This is a genomic window from Tomitella gaofuii, from assembly GCF_014126825.1.
In the GTDB taxonomy this organism is placed as follows: Bacteria; Actinomycetota; Actinomycetes; order Mycobacteriales; family Mycobacteriaceae; genus Tomitella; species Tomitella gaofuii.
Map to the genome: position 1 here is coordinate 1,880,686 of NZ_CP059900.1, position 16,943 is coordinate 1,897,628.

Here is a 16,943-nt window from a genome sequence, read left to right on the forward strand (position 1 = left end):
ACGGGCAGGCGCGCGGGTCGTCGGCGTCATGCGCAGCCGAATCGACGTCGAGAGAATCGGGGGCATGGGTCGGATGGCGCAGTCTGTGTCCCCTGAGCGCGGGGCGGCGGGTCCGGGGGCCGGCCGCACCGGGCGGCTGCTCGTCGCGGCGGCCCCGTGGGCGTGGCCGCTGCTGGCGGTGTCGGTGTTGGCGCGTGTCGGAGCCACCCTCACCGGCGGTTCGCTCGGACGCCTGCTGGACCTGCACGTCTATGTCGACGGTGCGGCGACCACCTTCTCCGGCAACCTCTACGGGTTCGTCCTGCAGGACGGCGCCGAGGGGGCCGCATTGCCGTTCACCTACCCTCCCTTCGCCGCGGTGCTGTTCTATCCGCTGCACCTGATCCCGTTCACCGTTCTGGGTGTGGCCTGGCAGGTGTTGTCGGTGGCCGCGCTGTACGCGGTGGTGCGCATCGCCCTGCGGATGGCGCTGGGCGACGGCGCCGACGCGCCGCACATCCGCACTGCCGCGGTGCTGTGGACGGTGATCGGCATGTGGCTCGAGCCGATGCGGGTGACGATCAACTTCGGCCAGATCAACATCTTCCTGGTGCTGCTGGTGATGGTGGCCGTGCAATCGCGCAGGTCGTGGTGCGCGGGCCTGTTGGTGGGCATCGCGGCGGGGATCAAGCTGACGCCGGCCGTGACGGGGCTGTACTTCCTCGCCCGGCGGCGCTGGGCCGCGGCGGCGTGGTCGGCGGTCGCATTCGCGGGGACGGTGGCCGTCAGCCTCGCGCTGATCGGTGACGAGACGCGGCGGTACTTCGAGGACCTGCTGGGCGACGCCGACAGGATCGGCCCGGTCGGTGCTCCCATCAATCAGTCGCTGCGCGGCGCGCTGAGCCGCATCGCGGGCCACGACCTGGGCGACCACGGGATCGTCATCGGCGCGGTCGTCGTGTTCGCCGCTCTCAGCGTCGTCGCCTGGCGTGCGCTGGACCGTGACGACCGCCTGGGCACGTTGATCCTGGTGCAGCTGCTGGGGCTGCTCGCCTCGCCCATCTCCTGGAACCACCACTGGGTATGGGTGCTGCCCATGATCATCTGGCTGCTCCACGGCGCCGTCTCCCGGTACCCGGGCGCGCGCACGCTCGCCGTCGTATGGACGGCGGTGATGCTCGTGGGCGTGTCGTCGGTCCTGCTCAATCCGCGGACCGCGGCGGGGGAGGTGATCGGCGGGTCGCCGGCCGAGGTGGTGCTCGGGACCGTCGACGTGGCCCTCACCATCGTCACCGTGGGGTGGACGGCCTGGGCAGGGCGGCGCAGCCGCGTCAGCCCGGCGCGCGCCGGTTGATCTCGGCGGCGAGCTCCACGTCCTTGTCGGTGACGGCGCCGTCGGAATGCGTGGAACAGCGGAAGGTGACCGTCCGCCACCGGATATCGATGTCGGGGTGGTGGTCGACCGATTCCGCGTACTCCGCGACCCGGCGCACCCACTCGACCCCCTCGGGGAAGGTCGGGGCTTTGGCTTCGAGGACGAGTGCGGGCGGCCCGGGGTCGTAGGTCCAGCCGGGGAGGTCCTGCAATGCGGACGCGACGGCGTCCGCGGACAGTGCTGTGCTCATGCCTCCGATGCTCCGCGTTGCGCGCCGATACCGCCACCCGGCGGGCCGGCGGGGGCGGCTAGGATGCACGGTGCAAGGCCGGGGTGCCCGCTGCGGGGCCAGGAGACCGCAGGGCTGAGAACACACCCGAAGAACCTGATCCGGATCATGCCGGCGCGAGGGAGCCAGATGAACGCACATGCGATCGCCCAGTCCGGATTTCTCCGGCCGATCCGGCGATCGCGCCGCCCGCTGGCGGCGCTGATCATGGTCGTGGCTTTGGCCGCGGCGGCCGGATGCTCGCTCTCCGGCGGCGGGGGCGACGGGGACGGACCTCTGGTGCTCGTCACGCACGATTCCTTCGCTCTGTCGGAGGGGGTGCTCGACGGTTTCACTGCGCAGACCGGCGTCGACGTGGAGGTGCGCAACAGCGGAGACGCGGGCAGGCTGGCCAGTGAACTGGTGCTCACCAAGGGCGATCCGCTGGGCGACGTGGCCTTCGGGATCGACAACACCTTCGCGTCCCGGGTGATCGGGCAGGGCGTGTTCGAGCCGTACGTCTCGCCCGCCGCGCAGGACGGTGCCCAGGACTACGCCGTGCCCGGCTCGGACGAGCTCACCGCCGTCGACTACGGCGACGTGTGCCTCAACATCGACACCGGGTGGTTCGCGCGGCACGGGATCGCGGCGCCGTCGTCGATCGCCGATCTGACCCGTCCGGAGTACAAGGGCCTCACCGTCGTCGAGAACCCGGCCACATCGTCGCCGGGACTGGCGTTCCTGCTGGCCACGATCGTCACGCAGTCCGGCGGTCCCGGGCAGTCGGAGGCGACGACGCAGGCCGATCGGCCCGCGCAGGACGGGGGCTGGCAGGACTACTGGCGGGCGTTGCGCGACAACGGCCTCAAGGTGGTCGACGGCTGGACGCAGGCCTACACGGTCGAGTTCTCGGGGTCCAGCGGTGCCGGACCGCGCCCCATCGTGGTGTCCTACGCGTCCTCCCCGCCGGCGGAGGCCGGGGCGGACGGGTCGGCGCCGCCGACGCGGGCGCTGGCGGGCAGCTGCTTCCGGCAGGTCGAGTACGCGGGCGTGCTCAGCGGCACCGACCGGCCGGAGGCGGCCCGCGAGCTGGTCGATTTCCTGCTGTCCCCGGAGGTCCAGCAGGACCTGCCCGGCCAGATGTACGTGTTCCCGGTCCAGCGCGGCACGCCGCTGCCGGCGGTGTTCGCCGAGTACGCTGCCCGGCCGGCCCATCCGCTGACCATGGATCCGGCGCGTATCGGCACCCACCGTGACGCCTGGATCCGGCAGTGGCGGGACATCGTTCTGGGGTGAGCGCGCATCCTGGGGCCGAGGAACGCCGCGGCGTACGCCGTCCGGCGGTGACGCGTGGCGGAAGCGCGACGGGCCGTGCCCGGCGCGGCGTGTCGTGGCCGCTGGTGCTCGGTGCGGTCCCGGTCGGATTCACCGCGGTGTTCTTCGCCTGGCCGGTCGTGGCCATCGTGCACCGCGGACTCGTCGACGACGCCGGCCGCTTCGACCCGGCCGCGATCCTGGCGCTGTGGTGGACGCCCGAGGTGGGGCGTCTGGTGGCGTTCACGCTGGGGCAGGCCGCGGCCTCCACCGCGTTGACGCTCGCCCTGGGGATGCCGGTCGCGTGGCTGCTCGCCCGCGTGCAGCTGCCCGGCAAGGCGCTCGTGCGCGTGGTGGTGACGGTGCCGTTCGTCCTGCCGACGGTCGTCGTCGGTGTCGCCTTCCGGATGCTGCTGGGCGAGGGGCACCTGCTGGGCTGGACGGGGCTCGACGGCACGGTGTGGGCGATCATCCTGGCCCACGCGTTCTTCAACATCGCCATCGTCGCCCGGACCGTCGGCGGCGTGTGGGCGCGGATGGACCCCCGCCCGGAACAGGCGGCGCGTGCGCTGGGAGCGGGCCCCGCGCGCGTCTTCGCGACGGTGACCGCGCCGCGGTTGCTCCCCGCCGTCGCCTCCGCATCGGCGGTGGTCTTCCTCTTCTGCGCCACCAGCTTCGGCGTGGTGCTCGTGCTGGGCGGAACGCGCTTCCGCACGCTGGAGACGGAGATCTACCTGCAGACGGTGCAGGTGTTCGACCTCCGGATGGCCGCCGCGCTGTCCGTCCTGCAACTCCTTGCCGTGACGGCGGCGCTCGCGGTGGCGGCCGCGGCCCGCCGCCGGGTCCGCGGTACGCCGGCCTCGCCGGCGGCCGCGCGCGTCGCACGGCCGGCGCGCGGGCCGCGGCGCCTCGGGGCCGCGGCGGCGCTGGCCATCGTGACGGTCGTGCTGGTGGTCCCGCCGGCGAGCCTGTTCGTACGTTCATTGCGGTTCGACGGCGGATGGAGTCTGCACGCCTACCGGATTCTCGGCACCGAGATCGCGGGCATCCGTCCCCTCGACGCCGTGTCCACGTCTCTGCGCACGGCGGTCGACGCGGCACTGCTCGCGCTGGTGTTGGGCCTGCTCGCGGCGGTGGCGCTCGACCGGGGCCGCGGGCGGGGCAAGGAACTGGCGGACGGGTTCATGATGCTGCCGCTGGGGGTGAGCGCGGTGACCGTCGGCTTCGGCCTGCTCATCACCATGGGGGCACTGCCCGGCGACCTGCGCCGCTCGCAACTGCTGGTGGCGATCGCCCAGGCGATGATCGCGATGCCGCTCGTCGTGCGCACCCTGTTGCCCGCGATGCAGGGGATCGATGACCGGCTGCGCCATGCGGCGGGGGTGCTCGGGGCTGCTCCGCTGCGGGTCTGGTTCAGCGTCGATCTGCCGCTGGTGGCACGCTCGCTGGCGGCCGCCGTGGGCTTCGCCTTCGTGGTGGCGCTGGGCGAGTTCGGCGCCACGTCATTCCTGGCGCGCGCCGATGAGCCCACGCTGCCGGTGCTCATCGGCAAGCTGATCTCGCGGCCCGGCGCGGACAACCTCGCGGCCGCACTGGCGAGCTCCGTGCTGCTCGCGGTGGTGACGGGCGCGATCGTAGCGGTGATCGAGGCGGTGAGGGTGGCCGATGTCGGCGAATTCTGAGGCGCGCCTGCAGGTGCGCGGACTCACGGTGGACTATCCGGGCGTCCGCGCGGTGGACGGCGTGGACCTGACCGTGGGCGGCGCCGGACGCGGCGTGGTGGCGCTGCTGGGGCCGTCCGGGTGCGGCAAATCGACGCTGCTGCGCGGCGTGGCGGGCATCGAACCGCTCACGTCCGGTGCGGTGGTGTTCGACGGCGAGGACGTGACCCGGCTGCCGGCGCACCGGCGCGGGTTCGGACTGCTGTTCCAGGACGGGCAGCTGTTTCCGCACCGCACCGTCGCCGGGAACATCGGCTACGGGCTGCGCGGCGCCTGGGGACGGCCGCGCGGAACCCGCGCGGCGCGCGACGAGCGGGTCGAGGAGCTGCTCGTGCTCGTGGGACTCGAGGGCCTCGGCGCGCGGCGCGTGGGCGAGCTGTCCGGCGGGCAGGCGCAGCGCGTGGCCCTCGCGCGGGCGCTGGCGCCGCGGCCGCGGATGCTGCTGCTGGACGAGCCGCTCTCCTCCCTCGACAGGGAACTGCGCGACAGGCTCGCGCTCGACATCGGACGGATCCTCGCCGCCACCGGGACCCCCGCCCTGGTGGTCACGCACGACCACGGCGAGGCGTCGACGCTGGCGGACACGATCGCGGTGATGCGCGAGGGGCGGCTCGTCCAGGAGGCGGCGCCCCGGGAGCTGTGGCGGCATCCGCGCGACGAGGCGACGGCACGCTTCCTGGGATACCCGCTGGTGCTCGACGGGGACGTGCGCGACGGCATCGCGACGTGCGCCCTCGGGCGGGTGCCGGTGGCGCATGCGGACGGGTCGGTGCGGCTGGGCCTGCGCGCGGAGTCCGTGCGCGCCAGTCCGGTGTCGGGCGGGGGCTGCGGCGCGGACGGCGACGACGGCACACGTGGCGCGGCCGGGATCGTCGAATCGGTGACGGTGCTCCCGTCCCGCACGCTGGTCTCCGTCGCGACCCGGGGGAGTGCCGCCGGTACTGCGGACCCGGGTGCGGGACGCTCCGGGGCTGCAGGCTCGGGCACCGCAGACCGCGCTGCGGCCGGCACCGGTTCCGTCGTCGCCACCTGGACCGCGAAACCGGACGGCGGACCCGGACGGGGCGACGTCGTCGGGCAGGGCGACGTCGTCGGGCAGGACGACGCCGCCGGGCATGACGACGGAATCGGTGCTCCCGCGACGACCTGCCACGGCGCACGGGGGCGGGACCCGGTGATCGGCGAGCGGGTGGCGCTGCGTCCGGTGCCGGGGAGGGTCGCGGTGATCACGGAGGGATCGGTCCGCGAGGTGGCGGCCGGCGCGGTGCTCCGCGGCGGCCGGGTGCTGCTGGCCCAGCGGGCGCACCCTCCCGCGTTGGACGGCCTGTGGGAGTTCCCCGGCGGCAAGGCGGAACCGGGGGAGTCCGGACGCGAGGCGCTGCGCCGCGAACTGCACGAAGAGCTCGGCGTGGCCGTCCGGGTGGGGGCCCGGCTGGACGGCGAGGTGGAGCTGGCGTCGCCCGGCCGGTCCGGCCGCGGAGGGCCGATGCTGCTGCGCGCCTACCTGGCCACGGTGGAATCGGGAGAGCCGCAGGCCGCGGAACACCGCGCCCTGCACTGGGCGGGCCCGGAGGATCTGGACCGGATGCCGCTGGTGGACAACGACCGCCTGTGGATACCCGCCTTGCAGGAGCTGCTCCGCCGGTGACCCGCGCCGGCGGGACGACCGGTGATATCCACCACAAGAACGGCTCTTCGCCGGTACGGACCTCGGGGCTCGACCGTCGGCCGAGTACTCTGACTCAGGTTGTGTGGCCCCGCGGGCGCCGAGAGGTGCCGTGGCACGCCGCCGACGACGCAGACGGTGCCGCCGGATCCCGGACGGCGCCGCGGGCGGCGCAGCCGCCGTTGCGTCAACCCGTCCCGGACCGTTCAGCACATCCGGCCCGACCGATCAGCCAGGAGTACGCCCCGCGTGAGCACGCCCCGCACCGATTTCCGCAATGTCGCCATCGTCGCGCACGTCGACCATGGCAAGACCACCCTCGTCGACGCCATGTTGCGCCAGTCCGGGGCGTTCGCGGAGCGCGCGGAGCCGATAGACCGGGTCATGGACTCGGGCGACCTCGAGCGTGAGAAGGGCATCACGATCCTCGCCAAGAACACGGCGGTGCACCGTCATCACGAGGACGGGACGATGACGATCATCAACGTGATCGACACCCCCGGCCACGCCGACTTCGGCGGCGAGGTCGAGCGCGGCCTGTCGATGGTCGACGCCGTCGTCCTGCTCGTCGACGCCGCAGAGGGGCCGCTGCCGCAGACGCGTTTCGTGCTGCGCAAGGCGCTGGCCGCGGAACTGCCGGTGATCCTCGTGGTCAACAAGACCGACCGGCCGGACGCGCGGATCGCCGAGGTCGTCGAGCAGTCGCACGACCTGCTGCTGGACCTGGCCGCGGACCTTCCCGAGGAGTCGGCCGCGGCGGCCGAGCTGGCGCTGGAGATGCCGGTCCTGTACGCGTCCGGCCGCGAGGGCAAGGCGTCGTCCGTGCGCCCCGCCGACGGCCAGGCGCCGGACGCGGACAACCTCGACGAGCTCTTCGACCTGCTGCTGCACCAGGTGCCGGCGCCCAAGGGCGATCCGGAGGGCACGCTGCAGGCGCACGTGACCAACCTCGACGCGTCGGCCTTCCTGGGCCGGCTCGCCCTCGTGCGCGTCCACGAGGGCACGCTGCACAAGGGCCAGCAGGTGGCCTGGATGCACGACGGCGGCGTGAAGACGGTGAAGATCACCGAGCTGCTGCGCACCGTGGGGGTCGAGCGCGAGCCCGCCGAGTACGTGGAGGCGGGGGACATCTGCGCGGTGGCGGGTATCGCGGACATCATGATCGGCGACACCCTCGCCGACGTGGACGAGCCGGTGGCGCTGCCCCGCATCGAGATCGACGAGCCGGCCATCTCGGTGACGATCGGCACCAACACCTCGCCGCTGGCCGGCCGCGTGCAGGGGCACAAGCTCACCGCGCGGATGGTCAAGTCGCGCCTGGACCAGGAGCTGATCGGCAACGTCTCGCTGCGGGTCCTCGACATCGGACGCCCGGACGCCTGGGAGGTGCAGGGCCGCGGCGAGCTCGCGCTGGCCGTCCTGGTGGAGCAGATGCGCCGTGAGGGCTTCGAGCTCACCGTGGGCAAGCCCCAGGTGGTCACCCGGCAGGTCGACGGCAAGCTGCACGAGCCGTTCGAGGACCTCACCGTGGACAGCCCGGAAGAGCACATGGGCGCCATCACGCAGCTGCTGGCGGCGCGCAAGGGCCGCATGGTGGAGATGAGCAACAACGGCTCCGGATGGATCCGCATCCAGTTCCACGTGCCGTCGCGCGGCCTGATCGGATTCCGCAACGATTTCCTCACCGAGACCCGCGGTGCGGGCATCGCCAACGCGGTGTTCGCCGGCTACGGGCCGTGGGCGGGCGAGATCCGGGCCCGGCACACCGGCTCGCTCGTCTCCGACCGGGCGGGGCAGGTCACCGCCTACGCGATGATCCAGCTGGCGGACCGCGGCACCTTCTTCGTCGAGCCGGGTACCGAGGCGTACGAGGGCATGGTCGTCGGCATCAACCCCCGCGCCGAGGATCTCGACATCAACGTCACCAAGGAGAAGAAGCTCACCAACATGCGCGCCGCCAGCGCGGATTCGACGGAAACCCTTGCGCGTCCGATCACGCTCGACCTGGAGGCGGCGATGGAGTTCTGCGCCGCGGACGAATGCGTCGAGGTCACGCCGGAGATCACCCGGGTGCGTAAGGTCGTGCTGAGCGGCACGGACCGCGCCAGGCAGCGTTCGCGTAACAAGGCGCGGGACAAGGCGGCCGGCTGAACGGTCCCCCGTCGGGCGGCGGGCGGAGCGGACCGAGGGGAGTGGAGTTGTCGGTAGGTGGCGACGCGCGCCGCGGTGGGACGCGGCGCGCGCACCGGGGACGCGCGGCGGACGGTGCACGGGTCCGGCGGCGCGGCCCCTCGGTCGCGGCCGGCGCTGCGGCGCTGGCCGCGTCGGTGACGTTGCTCGCGGGCTGCACCGCGTCGCCGGAGCCCGCGGTGGAGAGCCCCAGCGAGACCGTGCCAGCGCCGATCCAGACCACGGAGCTGTCCGTCACCGTCGCGATGGACGGGATCGGCCACGGGTTCAATCCGCACCTGCTGGCCGACCAGTCTCCCGCCACGGACGCCGTCGCGGACTTGGTGCTGCCGAGCATGTTCCGGCCGGCTCCGGACCCGGCGGACCCGGCCAGGCTGACCTTGCAGCCGGATGCGTCCGTGCTCGATTCGGCCGAGGTGGTGAGCCGGGACCCGTTCACCGTGGAGTACCGGCTGAGTACCGAGGCGCAGTGGTCCGACAGTGCGCCCATCGCCGTCGAAGACTTTCAGTACCTTTGGCAGCAGATGGTCACGGTGCCCGGGGTGGTGGCGCCGGCCGGTTACCGGCAGATCACCGATATCCGTGCCGTCGGGGGCGGCGGCAAGACGGTGCAGGTGGTGTTCGCGCGGCCCTACGACGCGTGGCGCGAACTCTTCCGCTCGCTTGTCCCGGCGCACCTGCTCAAAGACATGCCGGGCGGATTCGAGACCGGGCTGGACGACGGCGTCCCCGTCTCCGGATCGCGTTTCAAGGTGTCCACGGTGGACCGGGGCCGCGGCCAGATCCTGCTGGAGCGCAACGACCGCTTCTGGGGGCAGCCGGCCACGCCCGACCGCGTGGTGATCCGCCGGGCCGGTACCACCGCACAGCTGGCAGAGGCGCTCCGCGGCGGGGACGTGCAGGTGTTCGACGTGCGCGCCGGCGAGGCGGCGCTGAGCCAGCTGTCGGCCGTCGGCGGCGTGCAGGCGCGGCGGGCGGACCGGGCGCGTTCGCTGTCGCTGACGCTCAATGCCCGGGCACCGCATCTACGCGACGTGCGGCTGCGGCGCGCGCTGCTGGACCTGCTCGACCCGCAACGGCTGGCACTGGTCGGCGCGGACAGCGAGGCCGGTGCGCGATGGGTGGGTTCGGCCACCGCGGTGCCCTCGGATCCGGCGTACCGGGTCACGGCCCCACCGCGGATGCCGCGCGAGGCGGCCCAGGACGTCCTCCGGTCCGCGGGCTACGGGCTCGCCGCGCCCGACGGTGAAAGCTCCGGCGAGCCTGTGCTGCAGATCAAGATCGGCGTGCCCCGCGGGGACACCAAGGCGTCGGAGGTGGCCAGCACCGTCGCGGACGTGTGGACCTCGGCCGGAGTGGACGCCTCGGTCGCCGAGATCGACGCGGAGACGCTCTACGGCGATGCTCTGACCACGGGTACCGTCGACGCCGTCGTCGGCTGGGAGGACGTGGACACGGATCTGGCGTCGCGGGTCGCGGCGCGGTACGGGTGCGACGGCGCGGCGGTGTCCGTGCGCGCCCCGGTGCCCCCCGCCCAGGCGCCGGCGGCCCCGAAGACGGTGTCGCCGACCGCCCCGCCTGCGGCGTCCGCCACCGGGACGCCCGACGCTTCGCCCCCGCCCCCCACGGTGACCGACCCCCCGGTGAGCGGCCCCACGGTGAGCGCCGCCCCGGCACCGGACCCGGTGCCGCCGCTGGCGCCGGACGACCCGGCACGCAAGAACTTCGCGCAGCCGCAGACGGCGCCCAGCAACATCGGAGGCGTCTGCGACGAGGAGCTGCAGCCGGTGCTCGCGCAGGCGCTGCAGGGAGAGATCGACGTCGACCGGCTGATCGAGATCGTCGACCCGGTGGCCTGGTCGTTCGCCACAGTCCTGCCGATCCTGCAGGACACGGGCGTGGTGGGTTCGACGAGCGCGATCGAGGGGACCATGCTGGGGGACGGACGGCTGGCGTCGGCGCTCTTCCTCAACGCCGCCGGGTGGCATCGCACACCGGCGCGGGGCGTGCCGCCCACGGCCACGTCGACACCCACGCCCACGTCGACACCCACGCCGATCCCGGACTAGCGCGGCCCGGCAACGGCGGGCCGATGACGAGGAGCTGCTATGACGAGGAGCTGCCATGACGAGGAGCCGCTATGAACGAGGGTGATGTCCCCGCGGCCGTGACGGGTGTGCACACGGGCAAGCGGCTGCTGCTGGTGCACGCGCACCCGGACGACGAGACGATCACCACGGGCGGCACCATCGCCCGGTACGTCGCGGAGGGCGCCGAGGTGACCGTCGTGACGTGCACTCTGGGCGAGCAGGGCGAGGTCATCGGCGACGAGTGGGCGCAGCTCGTGGCGGAGGCGGCCGACCAGTTGGGCGGTTACCGGATCATGGAGCTCTCCTCGGCGCTGGCGGCGCTGGGGGGCCCTGGCCACCGGTTCCTGGGCGGCGCGGGCCGCTGGCGGGATTCGGGGATGGCCGGAACGCCGGCCGCCGAACATCCGCGCGCGTTCGTCCGCGGGGCGGAGGGCGACGCGGTGGGGCAGCTCGCCGCCGTCATCGCCGGAATGCGTCCGCACGTGGTGATCACCTATGGACCCGACGGCGGCTACGGGCACCCCGACCACATCCGTGCCCACACGGTGACGACGGCCGCGGTGGAACAGGCGCGTGCGCGCTGGGACACGCCCAAGTTGTATTGGACGGTGGCGGAGGACGAGGCCGTTGCCGGCGGTCTCGCGGATCTCGGCCCGGTGCCCGATGCGTGGTCGATCCCGGAAGCCGGCGAACTGCCCGCGGTACCGGCGTCGACGGTGACCGCCGAGGTGGACATCTCCGGGTATCTGGACGCCAAGCGGGCGGCGCTCGCCGCCCATGCCACGCAGGTGCGGGTGGCGGACGGCGGACGGGCGTACGCGCTGTCGAACGGGATCGCGCAGCCTGTCGTCGCGCGCGAGTTCTTCGTTCTTGCCCGCGGCGCCGCGGGCCCGACGGGACGCGCAGGGCGCGAGACCGACCTGCTGGCCGGCCTCGGCGCCGGGTGATTCCGTGCGGTCCGGCCGATGTGCCTCGCGCGCGCGCCGGCCGATGCCACTACCATGTGATGCCACGTGGGTCGGGGAGGCGTTTCGGGCCGGTCGGGGCCGGCACGGGGTCGGGGTCCGCACTGAGTCGGGGCCTTCACGGACGATGGGACACAGTCGAGAACCGGAGGTAACCGATGCACACGGCCACATCGCTGGACCTGGTGCCGCCCTGGATGTCGCCCGAGCAGTTGCACGGGTCGTACACGGGCTCCATCCTCAACCTGGCGCAGAGCCAGGCGCATGAGCTGCCGATGCTCGAGCGCGTCATGTCGATCCTCGCGGGGATCGTCGGAGTATGAGCAGTCCGGCCGCAGCGTCGACGCGACCGCAGGACCCCGTCGTTTCGCCGTCGGGCCGGGCGGCGCTGGCGGTCCTGCTGTTCGCCGACGGCCTGGCGGTGGGTCTGATCTCGGTGTTCTTCCTTCCGTTGTGGGTGGGGAGTATCCCGGTGCCGGTGGTGATCCTGGGCGCGGCATTCGCGAACCTGGGCCTGGTGATGCTCGCCGCGCGTTGCACCGGGCAGACCGCGGTCATCGCCGCCCCGCTGATCGGATGGCTGGTGGTGTACCTGCTGGCTGCGGCGGGCGGGCCGGGGGGAGACGGCGTGTTGCCGTCGGATTGGCGTGCGCTGCTCCTCTTGTTCGTCGGGCTCGTCCCCGCGGGGATCCACCTGGCCAACCGCGCTCTGGCACGGTCGTTCGCGAAAGGCGCCGCGCACCGCTGAACCGGCGCTGCCGGCGCGGCGCTGAGCCGCGCCGGACGGGACGGGGGCGCGGAGGGGTCAGAGGTCGGTGAGCGCGCTCTCGCAGCGCGGGCAGGTGCCGGCCGAACGGTCCTCGATGAACAGCCCGCACTCGGGGCACACGCGGTGGAGCCAGCAGGCGGGATCGCCGCCGAGCTCCTCGTCGTCCCCCAGCGGGTCGTCCGCCAGCGGGCCGTGATCCGGGCGCTCGTTCTCGTTGCGCATACCACCATCATGGGCCCCGCGGGCCGGGCGTGCACGGCGCGCGGCGGGGCGCCCTGTCGGCGGGGCGCCCAGAACGCGTGGTGGGAGGGCGTTGGCGGCGGGCGCGGCCGATGGAGCATCATCGGGGAGTGACTTCCACCGGTTCCGGCGATCGCACGAGCACACCCCTTTCCCATCCGACGCCTCCCGCGGCCCCGCCGTCGCCGGCGGCGATGCGGCGGGCGCTGCGGCGCGCCGACGACGGCGTGGCATTGAACGTCGACGAGTCCGCCGTGCTGCTGCAGGCGCGTGGGTCGGACCTCGACCGGCTCTGCGCGGCGGCGGCGCGGGTGCGCGATGCGGGCCTGCGCGCCGAGGGGCGCGTCGACGACGACGGCCGCGGGATCATCACGTACTCCCGCAAGGTGTTCATCCCCCTGACCCGGTTGTGCCGGGACCGCTGCCACTACTGCACGTTCGTCACGGTGCCGGGCAGGTTGCGCGCCGCGGGCCAGGGCGCGTTCCTCGAGCCCGACGAGGTGCTGCGGATCGCGCGTGAAGGCGCCGCTCTCGGCTGCAAGGAAGCACTGTTCACGCTGGGCGACAGGCCGGAGGACCGATGGCCGGAGGCGCGCACATGGCTGGCCGAGCGCGGCTACGAGTCGACGCTGGACTATGTGCGCGCCATGTCGATCCGCGTGCTGGAGGAGACCGGCCTGCTGCCGCACCTCAATCCCGGGGTGATGTCCTGGGCCGAGCTGTCGCGGCTCAAACCGGTCGCACCGTCGATGGGCATGATGCTCGAGACCACCTCCGCACGGCTGTTCACCGACAAGGGCGAGGCGCACTACGGCAGCCCCGACAAGGATCCCGCAGTACGCATCCGGACGCTCACCGACGCGGGGCGGCTGACGATCCCCTTCACCACGGGGATCCTCGTGGGGATCGGCGAGGACGCGCGCGAGCGGGCGGAATCCGTCCACGAACTCCGCCGCCTGCACAAGGCCTTCGGGCACATCCAGGAAGTGATCGTCCAGAACTTCCGCGCCAAGGACGACACCGCGATGCGGCAGGCCGCCGACGCGGACATCGAGACCTACTGTGCCGCCATCGCCGTGGCCCGCCTGGTGCTGGGACCGTCTATGCGGGTGCAGGCGCCGCCGAACCTGGTCTCGCCGCAGGAGTGCGCGATGCTCCTGGAGGCGGGGGTCGACGATTGGGGCGGGGTCTCGCCGCTCACGCCCGACCACGTCAACCCGGAGCGGCCCTGGCCCGAGATCGAGTCGCTCTCCGCCATCACTTCGGCGGCCGGCTTCACGCTGGGGGAGCGGCTCGCCGCGCAGCCCAAGTACATCGCCGCGGGGCAGCCGTGGATCGACCCGCGGATCGCCGCGCACGTCGCCGCCCTGGCCGATCCTGCGACGGCGCTGGCCGGCACGGACGCCGCGCCCCGGGGGCTGCCCTGGCAGGAGCCGGACCCGCAGTGGGAATCGAGCGGGCGGGTGGACCTCGAGACGGCGATCGACTTCGAGGGGCGGCGCAGCGAGACGCGCAGCGACCTCGGCAGCGCGTTCGGCGACTGGGACACGGTGCGCGAACAGGTCCTGGCCCTGGAACACCAGCGCGACGGGGCGCCTGAGCGGTTGGATTCCGACGTGCTCGCCGCGCTGCGGCACGCCGAGACGGACCCGGCCGGCTGCAGCCGCGAGGAGTACACGGCGCTCGCGAGCGCGGACGGCGCCGGCCTGGAAGCCGTCGTGGCGCTGGCTGATTCGCTGCGCCGCGACGCGGTGGGCGACGACGTCACCTACATCGTCAACCGCAACATCAACTTCACCAACATCTGCTACACGGGCTGCCGGTTCTGCGCGTTCGCGCAACGCAAGGGGGACGCGGACGCGTTCGCGCTGTCCGCGGAGGAGGTGGCCGACCGCGCCTGGCAGGCGCACGTCGCCGGCGCCACCGAGGTGTGCATGCAGGGCGGCATCGACCCGGAGCTGCCCGTCACCGGCTACGCGGACCTGGTGCGCGCCGTCAAGGCCCGCGTGCCGTCGATGCACGTGCACGCGTTCAGCCCGATGGAGATCGTCAACGGCGCCTCACGCGGCGGGGAGAGCGTGCGCGAGTGGCTCACCGCGCTCAAGGAGGCGGGGCTCGACACGATTCCGGGCACCGCCGCCGAGATCCTCGACGACGAGGTGCGCTGGGTGCTCACCAAGGGCAAGCTGCCCACTGCGGAGTGGGTGGACGTGATCACCACCGCGCACGAGGTGGGCCTGCCGTCGAGCTCGACGATGATGTACGGCCACGTCGACGCCCCGCACCATTGGGTGGGGCACCTCGAGGTGATCCGCGGGATCCAGGACCGCACCGGCGGGTTCACCGAGTTCGTGCTGCTGCCGTTCGTCCACCAGTCGTCGCCGCTGTACCTGGCGGGGGCGTCGCGGCCGGGGCCCACCATGCGGGAGAACCGGGCGGCGCACGCGCTGGCGCGGATCATGTTGCACGGCCGGATCGACCACATCCAGACCAGCTGGGTCAAGCTGGGCGTCGAGGGCACGCAGGCGATGCTGCAGGGCGGCGCCGACGACCTGGGCGGCACGCTCATGGAGGAGACGATCTCGCGGATGGCGGGCTCCACCAACGGTTCGGAGAAGTCGGTGGCCGAGTTGCACGCGATGGCCGCGGGGATCGACCGGCCGGCGCGGCAGCGGACGACGCTCTACGAGCCTGTCGCCTCGCCGGTGGCCGTGAGTGCACCCTGAGCGGGGGCGCCGGACGCGGCGGCGTCATAATCGACGGTGGCCGCCCACGTTTCTGCGGCGGCCGTTCGATGAAAGGGAGGGCTCACGGCAGTGACCTACGTGATCGCAGAACCATGTGTCGATGTGTTGGATCGTGCGTGCGTCGAGGAATGCCCCGTGGACTGTATCTACGAGGGCAAACGCATGCTGTACATCCAGCCCGACGAGTGTGTCGACTGCGGGGCGTGCGAGCCGGTGTGTCCGGTGGAGGCGATCTTCTACGAGGACGACGTCCCCGACGAGTGGGAGCGCTACACGGCGGCCAATGTCGACTTCTTCGACTCCCTGGGGTCGCCGGGCGGCGCCTCGAAGGTGGGCGTGACCGACCATGACCCGGAGTGGATCATGAAGCTGCCGCCCATGGGCGAGGAATGACCCGATTCCGACGATGACCGGGTGTTGAGCGGACGCGCGCCCCGCCGGCCGGCGGGGCGCGCGTCGTCGGTCGGCACGCATCCGGCACGCATGATGTGAGGACCTTGACTGTGCGTACACCGCTGACGGGCGCCCTGCCCGGATTCCCGTGGGACACGCTCGCGGCCGCCAAGGCGACGGCGAATGCGCATCCGGACGGCATTGCGGACCTGTCCGTGGGCACCCCCGTGGATCCGGTGGCGCCGGCGATCCGCACGGCGCTCGCCTCGGTGGCGGACGTTCCCGGGTACCCCACGACCGCCGGGACACCGGCGCTGCAGGAGGCGGCGGTCGCGGCGCTGGCGCGTCGCTTCGGGATCGGCGCGGGGCCCGGGGCGCCGCGGCTGGGCATGGTCCCCGCCATCGGCACCAAGGAGATGATCGCGTCGCTACCGTCCCACCTGGGGCTGGGCGCGCAGGACACCGTCGTGATCCCCGAGCTGGCCTACCCGACGTATGAGGTGGGGGCGCTGCTCGCCGGGGCGCGGCCCGTGCGCGCGGACGGCACCGCGCAGCTGGGGCCGGCGCCGGTGACCATGCTGTTCCTCAACTCGCCGGCCAATCCCAGCGGCAAGATCCTCGGCGTCGACCACCTGCGCAAGGTGGTCGACTGGGCGCGTCAGCGCGGCACCATCGTCGTCTCCGACGAGTGCTACCTGGGCCTGGCCTGGGATGCGGAGGCGGTGTCGATCCTCGACGGCCGCGTGCACGACGGCGACGTGACGGGGCTCATCGCGGTCCACTCGCTGTCGAAGACGTCGAGCCTGGCGAGCTACCGCGCGGGGTTCGCGGCGGGGGATCCGGCCCTGCTGGGCGAGTTGCTCGAGGTACGCAAGCACGCGGGGCTCATGCTGCCGCTGCCGGTGCAGGCGGCGATGGTCGCCGCGCTCACCGACGACGCGCACGAGGTCGAGCAGCGGGAACGCTACCGCCGCCGGCGCGCAGTCCTGCGTCCCGCGGTGCAACGGGCGGGGTTCCGGGTGGACGACTCCGAGGGCGGCCTGTACCTGTGGGCCACGCGCGACGAGCCGTGCCGGGAGACGGTCGACCGGCTGGCCGCGCTCGGCATCCTCGTCGCCCCCGGGGACTTCTACGGTCCCCGGGGCGGGCGGCACGTGCGGATCGCCCTCACCGCGTCCGACGTCGCCGTCGCCGCCGCCGCCGAGCGCCTCGCGGCCGCCGCATAG

General features: G+C 73.1%; 14 protein-coding genes. 12 read left to right on the forward strand and 2 right to left on the reverse strand.

All coding sequences use genetic code 11. From position 1 onward, the window contains the following. Window positions 1-64: 64 nt before the first annotated feature. Window positions 65-1,333, forward strand: coding sequence for a mannosyltransferase (locus H4F70_RS08845; RefSeq protein ID WP_235681426.1), 1,269 nt, complete (start codon window positions 65-67; stop codon window positions 1,331-1,333). Here H4F70_RS08845 and H4F70_RS08850 read toward each other — a convergent pair. Further along, window positions 1,311-1,604 (reverse strand): 4a-hydroxytetrahydrobiopterin dehydratase, encoded by a 294-nt coding sequence (locus H4F70_RS08850; protein ID WP_182359867.1) that lies wholly within the window; start codon window positions 1,602-1,604, stop codon window positions 1,311-1,313. The genes H4F70_RS08845 and H4F70_RS08850 overlap by 23 nt on opposite strands. Before the next feature lie 168 nt (window positions 1,605-1,772). Between H4F70_RS08850 and H4F70_RS08855 the strand changes: the two genes are divergently transcribed. The 8 genes from H4F70_RS08855 (at window position 1,773) to H4F70_RS08890 (ending at window position 12,316) form a co-directional block, all read left to right on the forward strand. Then, on the forward strand, window positions 1,773-2,918 hold the full coding sequence (locus tag H4F70_RS08855; RefSeq protein WP_182359868.1) for a thiamine ABC transporter substrate-binding protein: 1,146 nt from the start codon (window positions 1,773-1,775) through the stop codon (window positions 2,916-2,918). Further along, a complete protein-coding gene (locus tag H4F70_RS08860) occupies window positions 2,915-4,618 on the forward strand; it encodes an ABC transporter permease (protein ID WP_235681427.1) in 1,704 nt (567 codons plus the stop codon). The genes H4F70_RS08855 and H4F70_RS08860 overlap by 4 nt, the downstream gene beginning before the upstream one ends. Further along, window positions 4,602-6,305, forward strand: a complete 1,704-nt coding sequence (locus H4F70_RS20975) for an ATP-binding cassette domain-containing protein (protein WP_182359869.1) — start codon at window positions 4,602-4,604, stop codon at window positions 6,303-6,305. Before H4F70_RS08860 ends, H4F70_RS20975 begins: the two co-directional genes overlap by 17 nt. A gap of 267 nt (window positions 6,306-6,572) precedes the next feature. Next, a complete protein-coding gene (gene typA, locus H4F70_RS08870; protein WP_182359870.1) occupies window positions 6,573-8,474 on the forward strand; it encodes a translational GTPase TypA in 1,902 nt (633 codons plus the stop codon). 41 nt (window positions 8,475-8,515) lie between these two features. After that, the gene (locus tag H4F70_RS20825; RefSeq protein WP_182359871.1) at window positions 8,516-10,582 is read left to right on the forward strand and encodes an ABC transporter family substrate-binding protein; all 2,067 of its coding nucleotides are present in this window, start codon (window positions 8,516-8,518) and stop codon (window positions 10,580-10,582) included. Between the two features lie 71 nt (window positions 10,583-10,653). Then, window positions 10,654-11,550, forward strand: coding sequence for an N-acetyl-1-D-myo-inositol-2-amino-2-deoxy-alpha-D-glucopyranoside deacetylase (gene mshB / locus H4F70_RS08880; protein WP_182359872.1), 897 nt, complete (start codon window positions 10,654-10,656; stop codon window positions 11,548-11,550). Window positions 11,551-11,726: 176 nt separating this feature from the next. Then, window positions 11,727-11,891, forward strand: a complete 165-nt coding sequence (locus H4F70_RS08885; protein ID WP_182348177.1) for a hypothetical protein — start codon at window positions 11,727-11,729, stop codon at window positions 11,889-11,891. Further along, a complete protein-coding gene (locus H4F70_RS08890) occupies window positions 11,888-12,316 on the forward strand; it encodes a hypothetical protein (protein WP_182359873.1) in 429 nt (142 codons plus the stop codon). Before H4F70_RS08885 ends, H4F70_RS08890 begins: the two co-directional genes overlap by 4 nt. Window positions 12,317-12,373: 57 nt before the next feature. Here H4F70_RS08890 and H4F70_RS08895 read toward each other — a convergent pair whose 3' ends face one another. After that, window positions 12,374-12,559: a hypothetical protein gene (locus tag H4F70_RS08895; RefSeq protein ID WP_182359874.1), complete on the reverse strand. Its 186-nt coding sequence runs from the start codon at window positions 12,557-12,559 to the stop codon at window positions 12,374-12,376. A gap of 110 nt (window positions 12,560-12,669) precedes the next feature. On the opposite strand from H4F70_RS08895, the gene H4F70_RS08900 reads away from it, so the two are divergent. From H4F70_RS08900 to dapC, 3 genes are all read left to right on the forward strand, one after another. Further along, the gene (locus tag H4F70_RS08900) at window positions 12,670-15,303 is read left to right on the forward strand and encodes a bifunctional FO biosynthesis protein CofGH (protein ID WP_182359875.1); all 2,634 of its coding nucleotides are present in this window, start codon (window positions 12,670-12,672) and stop codon (window positions 15,301-15,303) included. 90 nt (window positions 15,304-15,393) lie between these two features. Beyond that, a complete protein-coding gene (fdxA, locus tag H4F70_RS08905) occupies window positions 15,394-15,717 on the forward strand; it encodes a ferredoxin (protein WP_158726729.1) in 324 nt (107 codons plus the stop codon). 110 nt (window positions 15,718-15,827) lie between these two features. After that, complete coding sequence (gene dapC, locus H4F70_RS08910) at window positions 15,828-16,943, forward strand: succinyldiaminopimelate transaminase (protein ID WP_235681428.1); 1,116 nt, start codon at window positions 15,828-15,830, stop codon at window positions 16,941-16,943.